Source organism: Pyxidicoccus xibeiensis (assembly GCF_024198175.1).
Taxonomy (GTDB): Bacteria; Myxococcota; Myxococcia; order Myxococcales; family Myxococcaceae; genus Myxococcus; species Myxococcus xibeiensis.
Map to the genome: position 1 here is coordinate 25,570 of NZ_JAJVKV010000002.1, position 17,232 is coordinate 42,801.

At 73.1% G+C, this 17,232-nt stretch carries 10 protein-coding genes; 9 read left to right on the top strand and 1 reads right to left on the bottom strand.

Annotation, left to right across the window (positions count from 1 at the left end):
• Positions 1-5: 5 nt before the first annotated feature.
• From LXT23_RS08320 to LXT23_RS08360, 9 genes are all read left to right on the top strand, one after another.
• Positions 6-2,579 (top strand): TonB-dependent receptor plug domain-containing protein, encoded by a 2,574-nt coding sequence (locus LXT23_RS08320; RefSeq protein ID WP_253979571.1) that lies wholly within the window; start codon positions 6-8, stop codon positions 2,577-2,579.
• Positions 2,580-2,621: 42 nt separating this feature from the next.
• The gene (locus tag LXT23_RS08325) at positions 2,622-3,431 is read left to right on the top strand and encodes a hypothetical protein (RefSeq protein ID WP_253979572.1); all 810 of its coding nucleotides are present in this window, start codon (positions 2,622-2,624) and stop codon (positions 3,429-3,431) included.
• A gap of 11 nt (positions 3,432-3,442) precedes the next feature.
• Positions 3,443-6,712: a serine/threonine-protein kinase gene (locus LXT23_RS08330; RefSeq protein WP_253979573.1), complete on the top strand. Its 3,270-nt coding sequence runs from the start codon at positions 3,443-3,445 to the stop codon at positions 6,710-6,712.
• A gap of 53 nt (positions 6,713-6,765) precedes the next feature.
• Complete coding sequence (locus LXT23_RS08335; protein ID WP_253979574.1) at positions 6,766-9,099, top strand: lantibiotic dehydratase; 2,334 nt, start codon at positions 6,766-6,768, stop codon at positions 9,097-9,099.
• 183 nt (positions 9,100-9,282) lie between these two features.
• Positions 9,283-10,959 carry a hypothetical protein gene (locus tag LXT23_RS08340; RefSeq protein ID WP_253979575.1) on the top strand — a complete coding sequence of 559 codons (1,677 nt, stop codon included), beginning with the start codon at positions 9,283-9,285 and terminating at the stop codon, positions 10,957-10,959.
• Positions 10,956-13,277, top strand: coding sequence for a lantibiotic dehydratase (locus LXT23_RS08345; RefSeq protein WP_253979576.1), 2,322 nt, complete (start codon positions 10,956-10,958; stop codon positions 13,275-13,277). Before LXT23_RS08340 ends, LXT23_RS08345 begins: the two co-directional genes overlap by 4 nt.
• 33 nt (positions 13,278-13,310) lie before the next feature.
• On the top strand, positions 13,311-13,688 hold the full coding sequence (locus tag LXT23_RS08350) for a hypothetical protein (RefSeq protein ID WP_253979577.1): 378 nt from the start codon (positions 13,311-13,313) through the stop codon (positions 13,686-13,688).
• Positions 13,685-14,800 carry an NAD(P)/FAD-dependent oxidoreductase gene (locus LXT23_RS08355; protein WP_253979578.1) on the top strand — a complete coding sequence of 372 codons (1,116 nt, stop codon included), beginning with the start codon at positions 13,685-13,687 and terminating at the stop codon, positions 14,798-14,800. Before LXT23_RS08350 ends, LXT23_RS08355 begins: the two co-directional genes overlap by 4 nt.
• A gap of 45 nt (positions 14,801-14,845) precedes the next feature.
• Positions 14,846-15,373: a hypothetical protein gene (locus LXT23_RS08360; protein WP_253979579.1), complete on the top strand. Its 528-nt coding sequence runs from the start codon at positions 14,846-14,848 to the stop codon at positions 15,371-15,373.
• Between the two features lie 18 nt (positions 15,374-15,391).
• On the opposite strand, the gene LXT23_RS08365 is transcribed toward LXT23_RS08360, so the two are convergent.
• On the bottom strand, positions 15,392-17,221 hold the full coding sequence (locus LXT23_RS08365) for a tetratricopeptide repeat protein (protein WP_253979580.1): 1,830 nt from the start codon (positions 17,219-17,221) through the stop codon (positions 15,392-15,394).
• Between the last annotated feature and the right edge of the window lie 11 nt (positions 17,222-17,232).

Genomic DNA, 17,232 nt, shown 5'->3' on the forward strand with positions numbered 1-17,232 from the left:
GAACGATGCACTCGACTGTGTACGGTGATCCGCGGCGAGGCGCGGTGCAGGCTCTTCTCGGGCGCCGAGGCCTGCGTGCCCTGCCTCTTTCCATCTTCCTGTGCGCGCTGGCCGTGGCCAGCCCTGGACCGAGCGAGGCCCAGGCGCAGGAGGCCCAGGCGGAGACGCAGCCCAAGGTGAAGAAGAAGAAGCGCGCGGAGAAGAAGCCGCCCACGCGCGCCACCCGGCCTCCCCGCATCAAGAAGAACAAGGGCGTCAAGGCTCCCGCGGAGCCCGCGCTGACCGACGACGAGATTCCGGTGCTGGGCGGTGGCCCTGCCACGGATGATCCACTGACCGCGACGGAGCCGGCGACCCCGGTGACGGCCGAGCCGCCCACGCCCATGGACCCGCCCGTCAGCCCCTCGCTGCCGGTGGCGTCCCCGGGCGCCCCGGTGGGGCCCTCGACCGCCGACCCGGCGACGGTGGCTCCCGCCACCGGAGCGCTGGCCGCGCCCTCCACGGTGGCGGCGCCCGCGCAGGACAACGTCCCCATCCGCGCCCCGTTCGCCGAGCCCACCATGGACCGTCCGCTGCCGCCGCCCTCGGGGCTGGCCGGGCTGCCGGGTGATCCGCTGGCGGGGGGGGATGCCATCGAAGAGTCCGTCAACCGCGTGCTGAGCGAGGCGGTGGTGACCACCGCGTCCAAGCGCAACCAGCGCATCGCGGACGTGCCGCTGACGGTGTCGTGGATTCCGGCGGAGGAGCTGGAGGGCACCGGCCAGTTCTCGCTGTGCGAGGCCATCCAGTACTTCCCGGGCATGGAGTGCCGTCGCGGCTCCATGCGCAAGGCCGCGGTGAGCGCGCGCGGCCTCGGCTCCAACTACCTGTCCAACCGCCTGCTGCTCCTGAAGGACGGCCGGCCGCTGACGGACCCGTGGACGGGCCAGTTCTACGCGGACGAGACGACGCCCCTGGTCAACCTCAAGCAGGTGGAGGTCATCCGGGGCCCGGGCTCGTCGCTGTACGGCTCCAACGCCTTCAGCGGCGTCATCAACATCATCGAGCGCCAGCCGTCGGACCTCATCGCCAAGGGCCAGAATGTCGGCGCCGAGGCGCGCGTGCTGGCGGGCCAGGAGCAGACGTGGCGCCTGCACGGCACCGTCGCCGGCCGCGGCGGCCCGGTGGAGGCGCTGCTCGGCTACTACGGCTACGGCTCGGACGGCCCGCAGCTCTTCAACGACCCGAGCGTGGGCCGGGTGGACGACAACCAGGACTCGCTGGTGCACCAGGTCAGCGGCAAGGTGCGCGTGGGCCCGCTGGCGCTGGACGCGGACTTCACGGACGCGGAGATTGGCCGCCCGGGTGGCACGCACATCTCCACCGTGGGCAACTGCGGCCGCTGCCACTACACGCCCAACGACTCCGAGTCGGTGCAGAACCTCAACGCCTCCGCCCAGGTGGACCAGCAGGTGACGGAGAACGTGCGCCTGTTCGCCCAGGCGTACGGCCTCTTCAAGCGGCGCGACGTGCTGATGGAGAACGCCTTCGGCGGCGAGATGACGCGCGCGCTGGGCAAGCGCCGGCGGCTGGGTGGCGAGGCGCGCGCGCTGCTCTCCGCGGGCGACCTCAACGTCACCGTCGGCGGCGACGTGAAGCTGGACACCGTCAACGTCCCCAACGCGCTGCCGGAGCTGACGCTCGACGACACGAAGCAGACCATCCTCGGCGGCTTCGCGGATGCCGAGTACCGGCTCTTCAACCGGCTCGTGTTCGGCGCGGGCATCCGCTACGACCGCTACCAGATTCCCGAGCGCGTCTGGAGCCAGCGCACCGACCAGCTCTCCCCGCGCGCCAGCGTCGTGTTCCACGCGGTGCCGGAGTTGCTCACGCTGCGCACCAACTACGGCCGCGCCTTCCGCGCGCCCACGCTGGCGGAGCTGGCCATCAACCAGCAGATGTACGCGTCCACGCTCATCGGCAACTCGGAGCTGAAGGCCGAGACGCTGGACACGCTCGAGGCCTCGGTGGACTTCTGGCCCTTCGACCGGCGGGTGCGCCTGACGGGCACCGGCTTCTACAACCTGGCCAAGAACTTCATCAACCAGGAGCTCGTCTTCGGCTCCGTGTCCCAGTTCAAGAACCTGGGTGACGCGCGCGTGGCGGGCTTCGAGCTGGAGGCGGCGGCGCAGATTCCGTCCATCAACTCGTCCTTCGACGTGGCCTACCAGTTCCTCGACGCCAAGACGCTGCCCTACGACGACGGGCCGGAGACGCCGCTGGACTACGCGCCCAGCCACCGCATCTACGCGCGCGGTCGCACCAACATCGGCAAGGTGGCCTTCGCGGAGCTGTACGCCCTCTACGTGGGCCAGCGCTACGACCCGGGCTTCCTGGTGGACGAGTCGACGGGCCTGCCCAGCTCCCGCGTGCAGCTGGCCAGCTACCTCACCGCCGGCGCCCGCGTGGGCTTCAACATCTACGACGGAATCTCCGTCTCGTTCCTCGGCTCCAACCTCTTCAACGCGAGGTACGAGGAGTCCTTCGGCTTCCCGGCGCCACCCCAGTCCTTCTTCAGTGAAGTCAAGGTTCGTTACTAGCCTTTGAGTACCGCTCCCCACGTCGAGGCCGAAAGCCTCCTGTTGATTGCCGACGAGTCCCTGCCTCCCGCGCTGCTGGAGCAGGCGGCACCACTCCTCACGCAGGGGGGCGTGGCGCTGCACCCGGGCCCGGGGCTCTCCTCGCGCCCCCGGCGGCTGGTCCTCTTCGACGGCCGCCTGACGCCCTCGCACGCGGAGCTGCTGCTGCGCGAGCCTCCCGCGCTGCTGCTGGCCACGCGGGGGGCCCAGCCGCGTCCCTCCGCCTGGGAGGTGCGCCTGCTGGGGGCCCTGCTGCGCGGCGGGTCGCTGCTGCCGGAAGGGGCGGCGGTGACGCGCAAGCAGCTGTGGAGCGTGGCGGACATCGGCGCCGCGGGGACCGAGGCCGCGGTGGCGGTGACGCGGGCCGGCGGCTCGCGCGCGGCGGCCGCGCTGGTGGGCGACGTGGTGCATGAAATCGCCGCCAACGCGCTGCTGGACGCGCCGGTGGATTCCGACGGCCAGCAGCGCTACGCGCACCGCCGCACGCAGGTGCGCGAGGTGGCGCCGGAGGACAGCTGCGAGCTGGCCTGGGCCGTGGAGGACGGACGCATCTGGTTGGAAGTGGTGGACCGCTTCGGCGGCCTGCGGCCGGGGCCCTTCGCCCGGGCGCTGGAAGGGTGGGGCGGGCGCGTCCAGGTGGATGCGTCCGGTGGGGGCGCGGGCCTGGGGCTGCGGCGCATCCTGGAGCACAGTGACACGGTGGCGGTCCGGGTGACCGCCGGCCGCGAGTCACGTGTGGTGTGCGTGGTGGACCTGGGCGAGGCGCGCCGCCGGGCCACCCAGCCGAAGTCTCTGCTGTTCTGTTCGCAATGAGGTCAGGGCCGGTGGATAGCCAGGGTTCCAACGCCATCATCAGCCGGCTCCGTGTGGGGACGATTACCCACGTACGGATTTCCGGCGTCATCGACGAAACCTTCCCGCTGACGTCCAGCAGCCCGGAGCTCACCGGGTTGCTGGTGGTCGACCTGGGACGGGTGGAGCGCATCAGCTCCTTCGGCGTGCGCCGGTGGATCGAGTTCGCGGGCAAGCTGCCGCCCGGGGCCCTGAGCCTCTACGTCGTCCACGCGCCACCGGTGATGGTGGACCAGCTCAACATGGTGGAGGGCTTCGCGGGCGTGGCCCGCATCGTCTCCCTCCTGGCGCCCTACACCTGCCGCACCTGCAACGACGACCGGCTCCGGGTGGTGAACCTGGTGGACGACGCCGAGGTCATTGCCCAGGAGCGCGCGCCCGAGCACACCTGCCCGGTGTGCTCCAACCCGCTGGAGTTCGCGGACCAGGCGAGCGAGTTCTTCGACTACGCGCGCCGCCAGCAGTTCGGCACGCTGGACCCGGTGGTGCTGCGCTACCTGCGCGCGAGCATGCCGGCGGAGCAGCCGGAGCTGGCGCAGCACCTCAAGATCGTCCAGGACGACATCACGTACATCACCCTGGCCAGCGTGCTGAAGGGGGACCTCAACGTGCGCCGGCTGGCCTCCGGGCTGGAGGGGCGCGTCGGCTTCGACTTCAGCCACGTGAGCAAGGTGGAGCCGGAGGCCCTGCCGAAGCTGGAGCAGGTGCTGGACACGGCGGCCCAGGGCGCGCAGGTGGTGCTGTGCCGGGTGCCGCCGCCGGCACTGGCCGCGCTGGCGCGCTCGCAGAAGCAGCCCAACGCGCGCATGGCCACGCTGTGGCTGCCGTGCGAGTGCCGCCACTGCGGGAAGGTGAGCCACCAGCGCATCCAGGCCGCGGACTACCTGGCGCAACTGCGCGCGCACCAGTCCTCCGTGGAGCGCACGTGCCCCATCTGCGGCGGCAGCGCCCGGGTGCCGCACATGCCGCAGCTCCAGGGGCTGCTGGCGCGCCTTCCCCTCACGGACCGGCCGCTGGAGGACATGGAGGCGCTGGAGCCGCGCGCCCTCAGCCAGTACCTCTTCGGCTCCACGAACGTCGACCCCCAGGCGAAGCAGGGGGCCTCCACCGACATCTCCAACTCGCTGGGCAGCACCAAGCTGAACATCATCCGGCGGCTGGGGCAGGGTGGCATGGCGGAGGTCTTCCTCGCCAAGCAGGTGGGCGTGAAGGGCTTCGAGAAGTTCCTGGTGATGAAGAAGATCCTCCCGCAGTTCGCGGAGAACCCCGAGTTCGTGGACATGCTGTTCGCGGAAGCGCGGGCGAACGCGCGGCTGACGCACCCGAACGTCGTGCAGACGTTCGACGTGGGCGTGTCCGACGGGGTGGCGTACATCCTGATGGAGTACGTGCGCGGGCCGGACCTCAAGAAGCTGGTGAACGAGCTGCGGCGCAAGGGGCTGGCGCTCCCCATGGAGCACGCGCTGCGCATCGTCGCGGAGGTGGCCGCGGGGCTGCACTACGCGCACGCGTACGTGGACCCGGCGGGCGTCCCGCACCCGGTGGTGCACCGCGACGTCAGCCCGCACAACGTCCTCATCTCGCTGGACGGCGCCGTCAAGCTGAGCGACTTCGGCATCGCCAAGGTGGCGGGCGAGGAGCACACGCAGGCGGGCGTGCTGAAGGGGAAGATCTCCTACATCTCCCCGGAGGCGGCCTCCGGGCGCACGCTGGACGCGCGCAACGACGTGTTCGCCCTGGGCGTGGTGCTCTTCGAGCTGCTCACCGGCCAGCTGCCGTTCCGCAGGGACCACGACGCGGCCACGCTCAACGCCATCGTCCGCGAGCCGGCGCCGGTGCCCTCGCAGCTCAAGCCGAACATCCCCCAGGACGTGTCCGACCTCGTCCTCCGCGCGCTGGTGAAGGACCCGTCGCGGCGCACGCCCTCTGCCGCGGCGATGCGCGAGGAGATTGAAGCGGTGATGGCGCACCACCGGCTCAACTCGTCGCCGGCGGCGGTGGCCCAGTTCTTCAAGGACACGCTGGGGGACCGGCTGGTGGAGTTCGCGCCGTCGTCGGGCACGCCCGGGACGGGCAGCCACCCGCGGCCCATGCCGTCGGGGACGGGCAGCGGGAGCGGCTCGGGGGACATGGCGGCCCCCGGTGACTCGCGCCCGTCCGTCAGGGGCAGTGGCTCGCACCCCGCGGGCTCGGGCAGCGGCTCGCGTCCGGCGGTCAGCGGGGCGAGCGGCAGTGGGCCCCGGCCCGCGACTCCGCCGCCCGTGGCGGCGCCCCGTCCTTCCGGCAGCGTGCCGCGCATGCCGCCCCCGGCCCCGGTTCCTCCTCCCGTGCCCCAGGCTGCGTTGCCCCAGCTTCCCGACCTGGACATGGAGGAGGAGGTCGACCGGACGGAGATGGTCCCCCTGAGCCTGGGCCAGCCTCCGCCGCGCTCGGAGAGCCCCGCCGCTGCCCGGCCCGCGCCCCAGGTGCGGCCCTCACAGTCCCACGCGGCTCCTCCGCCTCCGGCGCGCCCGTCTTCGTCCGTGCCGAGGGTGGCACCCCCGGCGCCCCATGGCACCCCGCCACCGCCACCCCAAGGCGCGCACGGAGCGGGCGCGGCACCCCGGAGCTCGTCGCCCGCGGCTCCCGCCTTGCGGCCGTCTACGGGCAGCCCCGCGGCTCCCGCAGCCCACGCCCGTCCGGAGCCCCACGCCGCGGGCGCTGCCTCGCACGCCGAGGACTCCGGCTCCGGAGGAGGTGTGCCCTGGAAGTGGGTGGGGCTGGGCGGTGGCGCGCTGCTCGTGGTGGGCGCGGTGGCGCTGGTGTTGCTGCGCGGCTCCGGCTCCGGCTTCGTCAACGTGGAGGAGGGGGAGCACGTGTACGTGGGGGGCCAGCGACTGGAGCAGGGCACCGCCACGTTCGACCCCTCGGGCGCGCCGCTCGTCGTCTCCACGGCGGTGGGTGGGAAGCTGCGCCGGTTCGGGACGACCCAGCAGCGCGAGGGCATCGACGTGCGCACGCTGGCGGACGCCGCGCACCAGCCGGGGACGCGGGGCCTGCTGAGCGTGAGGGACGCTCCTCCGGGCTGCCAGGTCCAGGTGGGCGGGACGACGCTGCAGGGCGTGACGCCGCTCGTGAAGGCCCCCATCGAGGCCGGCCGCGAGCTGGAGGTGTTGGTGCGCTGTCCCACCGGCGTCAGCAAGCTCTGGGTGATGGCCGTGCCGGGCCAGGAAATCGAAGTGAAGGCGCGTCAGCAGGACTGAGCTGCACACTTCCGGGCACCGAGCGTGCCCCAGGACGCAGGGTGCGAAACCCCATGAAGGGCTGGACCCTCTTCCCCCACCTCGTGGTTCGCACCACGGGCTTTCCCTTCGACTGGCTGGAGCGGCTGGGCTGCCCGGAGTCCGCGGTCGCGGCGCGGCGCCTGGCCGCCGAGCGACGCGCGCTGGACGCCCTGCGCGCCGAGGGGCCTCGTGTGAAGCGCCCGCCCCGCGCGGTGCTGGCGGCGCTGAAGGCCGGACGTCCGGTGGACGCGGCGGGGCTGGAGGCGCCCGAGGTCTTCGACGCCTGGAATGCGCGGGCCCGCTCCGCGCGGGAGGCCGAGGAGGCCTTCGAGGCGGCGCTGGAGCGCGAGAGCGCGAGCATGGAGTCGGCGCTGGCGGCGCTGCGCAAGGAGCCGCGCTTCCTGGAGGCGGTGGCCAGCTCCAGCCCGCCCGTGGCCAGGGATTTGCTGGCGGGACGGGACGGGGCCCGGCTGCGCAGGCAGGTGGCCAGCTATCTGCAGCGGCTGTGCGCGAAGAACGAGACGATGGGCTTCTTCGGCCCCATCAACTACGGCCGCGCGGACGCGGAGGCTCCGACGGGGGTGACGCTGCGCTGGTCCGGGCCGCAAGCGCTGGTGGGACGCAACACCTTCGCGGCCTCGTGGCTGGTGCAGGGGCTGGTGCGGGCGATTGCCTTCGACCCGGAGCTCGCCGCGTGGCTGGTGCTGCGCCGCAAGGCCTTCTCGGAAGCGCCCGCGCGCAAGGCGGTGCCCGCACCGCAGAGCGCGGAGGAGCTGCTGCCCCGGCTGGTCGAAGTCGCCGACGGGACGCGGACGCTCGCGGGGCTGGCTTCTGCGCTGGGCGTGGCGCCGGGCCTGGCGCGCGAGGCCGCGCGGTGGGGCTGTGAGAAGGGACTGCTGACGCACCAGCTCGAGGTCCCCGCCGCCGTGCACCACCCGCTGGACGACCTGGCTGAGCGCGTGGCGGGGCTGCCCTGCCTGGCGGCGCGGCGCCACGTGGAGGGACTGAGCGCGCTGCTGGAGCTGATGGGCCGCTACGGGGAGGCGGATGCGGCGGGGAAGATGGCGCTCCAGGCGTCCTTCGCCGAGCTCGCGCGGGAGCGGTGGGGCGTGGCGCCTCCGTCCGAGCGGGGCCCCGCGTCCGAGTCGCACAACTTCTACCAGGACCGGCTTCCGCTGCGGGAGGAGTGCGGTGGAGACCTTCGCGTGGAGGTGGGGGGCGAGCGCGCGAGAGAGCTGGCGGCGCGGCTGGAGCCTGCCCTGGCGTGGATGGCGGAGGCCGCGCGGCGCACGCGCGAGACCGCGCGGGCCGCGGTGGCGGAGTGGGTGGGGGCGCGCACGGTGCCCTTCTGGAAGGTCGTCGCCGCTTACTCGGACCGGGCCGTGCCCGCGGACACGTCGATGGCGGAGGCGCTCGCGAGCGCCATCTCGGATGCCTCCGCGAGCTGCGTGGAGCTGGGCGGGGTGGCGCCGCCGCCGATGCCCGGGGATGTGCGGGCGCTGCCGCTCGTCACCTCGGTGGACCTGCTCGTCGGCGCGCGGGACGTGGAGGCGTGGGGGCGGGGCGAGTACGAGCTGGTGATGGGCGACGTGCACGACACCGCGCTGGTGTGGGGCTGGGCGCTCCAGTTCCACGAGGCGCGGGGGCGGGTGGAGAGCGCCATGGTGCGGGCGCTGGGGGCACTGCGGCGGCCGGTGCCGCTGGTGACGGTGCTGGCGTCCCGGCGCACGGGGCTGCTGCCCTCGGAGTTTCCCGGCCCGGTGGTGGAGCTGGGTGGGGTGAGTGCGCGCGCGTCGGCGTGGCGGCTGCCGCTGGACGACCTGTTCGTGGAGAGTGACGGGAAGAGCGCGCGGCTGGTGTCGAAGCGGCTGGGCTCGGAGGTGTGCCTCTACAACGGGGAGCTGGAGAGCGCGGTCCACACCGCCTTCGCCCTGCCGCGCATCCGCCCGCTGCGGGTGTCGCTGGGCGCGCACACGCCCCGGGTGACGCTGGGGGGCGTGGTGGTGCAGCGCGAGCAGTGGCGCCTGGGGGCGGAGGAGCGGGAGGCGCTGCTCGCGTGCAGGGACGACAAGGCGCGGCTGCGCGCGGCGGTGGGGCTGTGGGAGGCGCGGGGGATGCCCGACTGCGTCTTCGCCAAGTTCAAGGATGAGCGGAAGCCGGTGCTCGTGGACGTGCGCAGCCCACCGCTGCTGCGCGTCTTCCTCAACCTGCTGGAGCAGAAGGAGGAGGTCGTCCTCTCCGAGATGCGGCCGGGGCCGGACCAGCTCTGGCTCCAGGGACCGGACGGACGCCACACGGTGGAGCTGCGCTGCACGCTGTTCTGGGGGGCGCCGTCCGCCGAGCCCGAGGCGGAGGAGGGGCGATGACTCGACGGTTGTCGCCTCGTCCAGGACTGACGGACTCCGGTGCACATGCGGTGGCCCAAGCATGAGCCTGCTGATGCAGCCACCGCCCCGAGCCGTGCGTTGGATGAGGCGGATGGGCCTGCCCCCATACCAGGACGTGCCCCTGGTGCCGGCCGCTCCCGAGACACGCGCGGAGGGGCTCGCATGAAGCTGCTGGTCCTGCCCCCGCACCGGGACGTGACCCTGGTGCCGGACGTGCCCGAGGGGTGGCACCTCGTGGACGCGGCCCGCGACTTCTGTCTCCGCGTCTCCACCGACGCGTCCGTGGCGGAAGCCGCGGACGCACGCGAGCGGGGACCCGTCACGGCACAGTCGATGCGGGAGCTGCTCCTGCTGCGCGCGGCCCAGGCACTGATGCAGCGTGAGGACGCCACGGGACACACGGGGCTGCGGGCACTGGGCGCGGTGCTGACGGCCCTCTCCGGGCCTCCGAGCGGCGTACGCCTGCGCCTCGACGACATAGAACTGGAGAACGGCACCACCGAGCGAAGCCAGGACGTGCTGCGCGTGGTGAGCCAACCTGCGCCGTACTCGGAGGACCTTGCCCGCGCCGCCGAGCGCTTTGCCTCCGCGGAGCGGGTGCGCCTGTGGCTGGACAGGGACCTGCAGCTCCCGGCAGCGGCGTGGCTCGCCCGGGCCTGTCCGCTGGAGGTGCCACTGGAGGTCGCCGGGCCCTTCGCCGTGGCACACCGGAAGGTGCTCGCGCGGATGCCCATGTTCCAGCGGGCGGAGTTCGTCGAGGCGTCCACGCCCCTTCGCTGGCGCGTCGCCCCGCTGCCCGGCGGGCCGGACCTGGAGCCCCTCTACTGGATTCCCGAGGCCCTGGAGCTGACAGTCATTCCCCCACCGACGCCACTGGCGCCCGGGGAGCTGATGCTCGACGGGGTGGACCCGGTCGACCTCGGAGCCGTCACCACGAGGAAGGTGCTCGGGTCCTGTACCGCGGAGGAGCTGCGGACCCTCACGGGAGGCGCCCCCTGGGGCGGTCACGTCGGGCTCGAATCGGTGCTTCACGCGGAGGTCCTGCTGGAGAGCGGCTGCCGGGTGGCGGTGGTGGGCTTCTGCTCCATCTCCGGCGGCACCGTGCTGGAGCCCACCTCGGGCTACCGGCTGGACACGGCCCGGCTGCTGCAAGGCGCCCGGCGACTGAGGGACGCGGGCGTGAGGCTCGTCGCGGAGTGGTGGGTCGGCGCGCCGGGAGTGGACGAGGCGGAGCTGGAGGAGACACTCGCTGCGCCACCCCTCTTCGAGCACGTGGCCGGAGTGCGCCCCTTCCACTGGGGCCTGGAGCGCCCGGACCTCGACCGCCAGTTCCGACGCTCCTGGATTCAGCCGAAGAGCCCGCCCGCGGACCGCGACCTGGCGCGCAGTCGCCCCTTCGACGCGCCGAACACGCTCTCGGGCTCCCGGCTCTCGGAGGTGATGGAGTCGCTGTCCCAGCGCCTGCTGCGGCGCGCGCCCCTGAACCCGGGCCGTGTCGCCGCTGCCTGTCTTCGGGGCCCTTCGGCTCCGCTGCCCGTGTCGCAGGAAGCGGCGCCGCAAGAAGTCCCCACCGCCCGCGGGCCCATCCGCCTGGATGCGGACTGCGCGCTGGTTCAACTGCCGGCCACGCTCGACGGGACGCCCAGGCCGGCGTGGTACGCGGCGAACCTGCGCACCGGCGCCGTGCTCGCGATGGACGCGCGCCTCGCGCCCGGGCTCTCCGGCCTGACGCGGCCCGCTCTGGCGGCGGACGTGCTGGGCGCCGTCCCCGAGGCGCAGCGGGAGAAGCTGGTGGACACACTGGTGGCCAAAGCCGTCCTGACGAGGGTGCGCGGATGAGCAGGTCCTGGACGCTGGGCGAGGTCTTCGTACTGCGGCACGCGGGCTTCCCGTTCGACTGGCTGGAGTCGCTCGGGCTGTCGGCGGAGCTGCTGGAGCAGACCTCCCGCCTGCTGGCGGAGGAAGAGGCCCTGCTCGCCATGGTGCGCACGGGCAGCGGGGACGCCGACGCCAGTGCCTTCCAGGCATCGCTCGCGCAGGGCAGGGAGCCCACGCTCAAGGCCCGCCACGGCCCCGAGCTTCGCGCCGCGCTGGCCCGCTACCGCGACAGCCGCGAGGCGCTCCAGGCCCGCTACGCCGGAGAACGCCAGTCGCTGCGGCGAAGCCTGCGGGAGCGGGCCGCGGAGCCGGCCATCCAGGAGGCGGTGTTCCTCTCCAGCCCGGCCATGTTCGACAACGTCTGGGCGCGCTACCTCAAGGGCGGAGAGCGGCCGGACACCTCCGACGCGCGCCGGGTGGAGCGGCAGGTCTACACGTACCTGCAGCGCTTCTGCGCGAAGAACGAGACGACGAGCTTCTTCGGCCCCATCTCCTATGGCGAGCGCACCTCCGAGGACGGCTTCGACGTGCGCACGGTGCCCAGCGGGGACACGCGCCGCCGCACGTTCTTCTCCTTCTGGGCGGTGACGGAGCTGTCGCGCGCGGTGTGGCGCGAGCGGACCCTGCGCGCGCACCTGCCGCTGCGCCTCAACCCGCTCTTCACGGTGACTGCCGGCCGCGCCGTGTGCGCGCCGCTGAAGCTGGACGTGCCCCTGTCCCCCCAGGCGGAGCAGCTGCTGTCCGTGCTGCGCGACCACCCCACGCCGGCTGGAGCGGCGGCGCTGCTCGGCCTCGCGGCGGAGGACGTGGAGCGGCAGGCGGTGCCGCTGGTGAAGTCCGCGGTGCTGCTGTGGGGCCTGCCGTTCCGCCCCAACGACTTCGGCACGTTCGAGAGCGTGCGCGAAGCAGTGGCCGCCCTGCCGGAGTCCGAGGCACGCACCCGCTGGCTGGAGCGGCTGGACACGCTCGCGCGCCTGCGAGCGGACTTCGAAGCAGGAGAGCTGGGCCGCCGCCGTGAGCTGCTGCCGCGCCTGGAGGCGTGCTTCACGGAGGCCACGGGCAAGCCCGCCCGGCGGGGCGAGGGCCAGGTGTATGCGGACCGGCTCATCATCTACGAGGAGGCCAGCTCACCGTTCCGCCTGCGCTTCGGCGCGCGCTTCACCACGGAGCTGGAGGCGGCGCTGACGGGCGCGCTCGATCTGTCGGCCGCCTACGGAGAGACGGTGCAGCGCGGCTTCCGCGAGCAGGTGCGCGACGCGCTCGGCCCGGACGCGCAGCCCATGGACCTGCTGGACTACGCGGTGCGGCTGCGGCCGGACACCGTGTCGGGCAGCCGCTTCTCGCCCGTGCCGCCGGTGCTGCTGGAGGCGGACGCGGCCCGGGCCCGGGCGCTGCCCGTGGACTTCCTCGGCACGTCCACCCCGGGAGGCCGCTACGCGCTGCCCGACGTGTGCCTGGCCGCGAAGCAGGACGGCGCGGGCTTCGAGGTGATGCTCGCGCGTGTGCACCACCACCTGCTGCTGTGGAGCTGGCTGTGCGCCTTCCAGCCGGAGCGCCAGCGGTACGCGTCGGTGGCCTCGCGCTGGCTGGACTCGGAGCCCTCCGCCCGGGGGCTGGTGGGCCTGTCCATCCGGCGGCGCAACAAGGGCTTCTACGTCTTCCCGGGCCGGCGCCTGGTGTACTCGGTGTCGGACGTGCTGGACGTGGAGGAGGGTGCCCTGAAGCCGGGCGACGTGAAGGTGCTGCCCACGGGGGACGGGCCGGTGCTGGTGGACGGGAAGGGCGAGCGGCTCCACCTCTACATGCCGCTGGACGACTTCTCCTCGTACCCACCCTTCGCGGCGCTGGCGCACCCCCAGGTCCTGCACGCGCCGCTGCGCACGAAGGGCCGCCACCTGCCGCGGCTCAGCGTGGGCGGCGCGGTGTACCAGCGCGAGCGGTGGGAGCTGCCCGCGTCGAGCCTGGCGGGCCCCACGGGCTTCGACCTCTTCCTCGCCGTCCAGCGCGAGCGGCGCGCGGGGGGCTGGCCCCGCTTCGTCTTCATGCGCAGCTCGAAGGAGCGCAAGCCGTACCTCATCGACACCGCGAGCCCCTTCGCGGTGGACCTCCTGTCCCACCTGGCGCGCGAAGCGGAGCACCTCTCGCTGGAGGAGATGTACCCGGCCCCGGAGCAGCTGTGGCTGAAGGACGCGCGAGGCCGTTACACGTGCGAGCTGCGCATGCAGTTCACCCGCTGGAGCCCGGGCGTCCCCGTGCCTTCCCACGAGACGGTGGGCTAGGATGCCTCGTCTCTTCCTGGATAGCCCCAATCGATGACACCCATCCCCTACGTCCCAGAGCAGCACTTCGAGCAGATCAAGTCGTGGCTGCAGTTCTGGGACGAATCGATGACGCACGAAGCGCTGCCGCAGACGGGGTTCATCATCCCCGAGCGGTGCGTGGGCTTCCTGTACCGGACGGACAGCTCGCTGTGCATCATGGAGAACATCGTCGCCGCGCCCGGGTTGGACCGCGAGGTGCGCAGCGAGGCGGTGGACGCCGTCGTCACGGCCATCATCGCGGAGGCGAAGCGGCTCGGGTTCAAGCTGATGATGGGCTACACGCAGCTTGATGCGATGGTGAAGCGCTCCGAGAAGTTCGGCTTCGTGTCCATCCCCGGCAAGTTCCACCTGGTCGCCCTGCCGCTATGAGCGGGGAGGCCCCGGCCGGGAGCGACTCCCGCATCCTGATTCTCGGCGCTGGCGTGGTGGGCCTCTCGGCCGCGCGCCGGCTCGTCGCACGTGGCGCGGACGTCACCGTGCTGGACGCCGTGGACCCCGGAGGCCGGGGCTCGCGCGCCGCCGCCGGGGTGGCCATTCCCTCCGTGCGCCTCTGGGATGACCCGGACATGCTCGCGTTCGCCCGGGCCGGCCGCGCCGCCCTGGCCGCGGACCTGGCCTCGCTCCCGGAAGGCGAGGCGCTCCGGCGCGGGCAGGGCATCCTCCGCATCGTCGCGGACGCGAAGGCGCGCGACGTGCTGGGAGACAAGGCCGCGAAGGACCCGGAGGCCCTGGGCACCTGGGTGGATGCCGCGAGGCTCGTGGCGCTGGAGCCCGCGCTGGAGGGAACGCCCCTGCTCGGCGCCTTCCAGAGCGAGCAGGGCCACATGGTGGACACCGACGGCTACGTGGACGCGCTCCTGCGCGCGGCGGCACGAGAGGGCGTCCACCTGCGGCTGGGAGAAGCCGCGCGCTCCATCGAGGAGGCGCCGGGCGGCGTCGCGGTGCGGACGGAGCGGGAGACGCTGCGCGGGGAGCAGCTGCTCGTCAGCGCGGGGCCCTGGTCCTCGGGCATCGAGGGGCTGCCCGCGCTACCCTTGAAGCCCGTGCGCGGGCAGATGCTGGTGGTGCACCAGCCGGGCCTCCAGCTCACGCGCGTGGTCTCCGGGCCCACGTACCTGGCGCCCTGGCGCTCGGGAGAAATCGTGGTGGGCGCCACGGAGGAGGACGCGGGCTTCGTGGAGCAGGTGACGCCAGCGGGCCTGCTGCACCTGAGCGCCACGGTGGCGAAGCTGGCGCCGCGCCTGCGCGAGGCCCGCTTCGTCCGGGCCTGGGCCGGGCTGCGTGCGGCGACTCCCGACGGCCGCCCGTACCTCGGCCGCTACCCGGGCATGAGCCGTACGTACGTCGCCACCGGACTGGGCGGGCAGGGCATCCTGACGGGCGCGCATGCCGGCGCGTCCATCGCGGAGCTGATGGCGTACGGCCGCTGTGCCGCCGTGGTTCCATTCGACCCGCTCCGCGTGGCGGGAGTGCGCTCGTAGTAGCTTCAGCGTCAAAGGGCCGGAAAGCCCCAAGGGGGAATCATCATGAGCGTCGTGCGAAGCGGTAGCAGCCAATCCAACTCTCGCGCCAGGCAGCTGCGCCTCCCGTTGCTGCTGCTCACGGGGCTGCTGTCCATGGGCAGCGGGATGGGCAACCCGGGCTGTGGGACCGAGTCCGGACCGGGCTGTGAGGACGGCTGCTACGTCGAGGGCACCTGGGACCTGACCTACCCTGACACGAGCCCGCTCCCGGTGGAGTGTGCCCTGGGGCTGCCGACGGGGCCGCTGACGATTACCCGCGCCGCCTCGAGCCTCATCGCCACCGCGGATGACCGCATCCTCAAGGGCCAGTTCACCGGCCGCGGTGACACGACGTTCTACCTGTGGGGCAGGATGGAGACGGGCTCCACGCTGGCCGACTCGTACAGCTTCACCTTCGACGGGGAGCTGTCGCAGTCGCCCCAGAGCAAGCAGGAGCCGCTGACCTGGAAGGGCACCTACTCGCTCTACGACTCCACCAGCGGCAACGAGGGCTGCAAGGTGGAGCGCGCCTTCACCGCGACGCGGCGCTGACCTCGCGCCGGCCCGCCGTCAGTACAGGTTCACCGGGTCGAACGGCCGGTTGAGCTTCGTCCTCGCCCGCGGCAGCGCGGCGTGGACGGCCGCGGCATCCGCGCGGGACAGCGCGTCCCGCAGGGCCTCTGTCTCCTTGGGCCACGTCGTGCTCGCCTGGACGCAGCGCAGGGCCTCCGTCCAGTCGGTGCGTCCGCCGGCCAGCGCCAGGCCCGCGAGGCACTCGGCCGTCTTCAGCGGGTCTCCCACGGCCCGCGCATGCTCCTCGCCGCGAGCGAACCACTCCACGGCGGTGGCGGGCTGTCCCGCGTCCAGGGACATGCGCCCCAGCTCCGCGGCGATGACCTGCCGGTGGAACGAGTCCCCCAGCGCATCCGCGTTGGCATACGCCTCCGTGAAGTGGGCCTCGGCGGCGTCCCGCTCTCCCGCGGCCAGCTCCAGTCCGGCCAGCCGGTAGCAGTGGTGCTTGGCGAAGTTGGCGCCCCACTTCGCGCTGATCTTCTCGAAGCGCCGCCACGTGGCGATGGCGTCGCCGTACTGGCGCGCCGTCTCCTGCAGGTAGCTGGCGTTGGAGATGAGGTTGATCTTCAGATGCGTGGCGCTCGCGTCGTGCAGGTCGCCGACGCAGCGCATGGCGAGCTTCTCCTCCACCACCGCCTTGTCCAGCTTGCGCTCCTGGAACCAGGTGAGCGCGCAGACGTTGCGCAGCCAGCCCTCCTGGAGCGCGCGGTCCGCCGACGTGCAGCGCTCCAGTGCGGCCAGGCCCGCCTCCACCTCGACGCGCGCGTTGGGAAGCTGCCCGAAGCGCTTGGTGAGCGTGAGCGCGCGGAACATGTGCAGCCGCGCCACCAGCTCCGGCGGCACGCGGCACTGCAGCCCGCGGGCGAACGCCTCCATGGCCGCTTCGTGCGAGCCGGTGAACACGTGCACCACGCCCATGCTGCGGAGGAACAGGGCCCGCAGCTCTTCTGCGTCGCCCAGGCTGCTCCGGTCGATTTCGATGGCCGGCGTGGTGAAGCCCGTGTCCAGCGCGTCCCACGCCCGGGCCACGCGCCCGGGCAGCTCCGCGTCCGGGCCCTGCTCGGAGTCCAGCAGCGCCAGCCCCTGCTCCGCGGCCAGCAGCGCGCCCTCGTAGTTGGTGGTGAAGAAGCAGCTGCGGATGGCGAGGATGGCCGCGGCCACGCGGTCCTCCCGCGCCTGCGTGCCGTCCACCGCGAGCTGCAGGTAGCGCCCTTCCAGGTCTACCGCGGGCTCCACCTGCCGTGACGACACCGGCCCCGGCCCCGACACGCGCGGCGCCCGCATCCGGTCGCACAGCGCATCCAGGTATGCCTGCCGGCGGGCCTCGAAGCCCACCGCGCCATGCGGGCGGCGCACGTTCCACCCGGTGAGCAGCAGCGTGCCGTCCAGGCCTTCCAGGCGGCTCCACTCCGCGGCGCGCATCACCGCGCGGAGGCTGACCAGGTCGCACTCGCCCGCGCCGTGCAGCACCAGCGGGCGGCCGCTGGCGCGCAGCGTCTCCACGATGGCCTTCGCCGCCACGTTGAGCACCCAGAACATCTGCTCCGACTCGCGGTGCAGCCTCCGCTCGGACGGCGTGAGCGCCAGGTCCGCCAGGTCCGGCACACCCTGGATGGAGCCGGGAAACAGGCGGTTCCACTCGGACGGGTGCGCGCGGGACAGGGCGCCCACCACCTCCGGCGCGGCGGACTCACACGCGCGCAGCACCCTGCGCAGGCCGCCGAAGGCCACGGGCAGCGCCACTCCTACGTCCACCTCCAGGGCCCGCGAGGGCAGCACCTGGGGAACTCCACCCGCTACCGTCACCGCCAGCGCGCGCGTCCCCATGGCTCAGACCC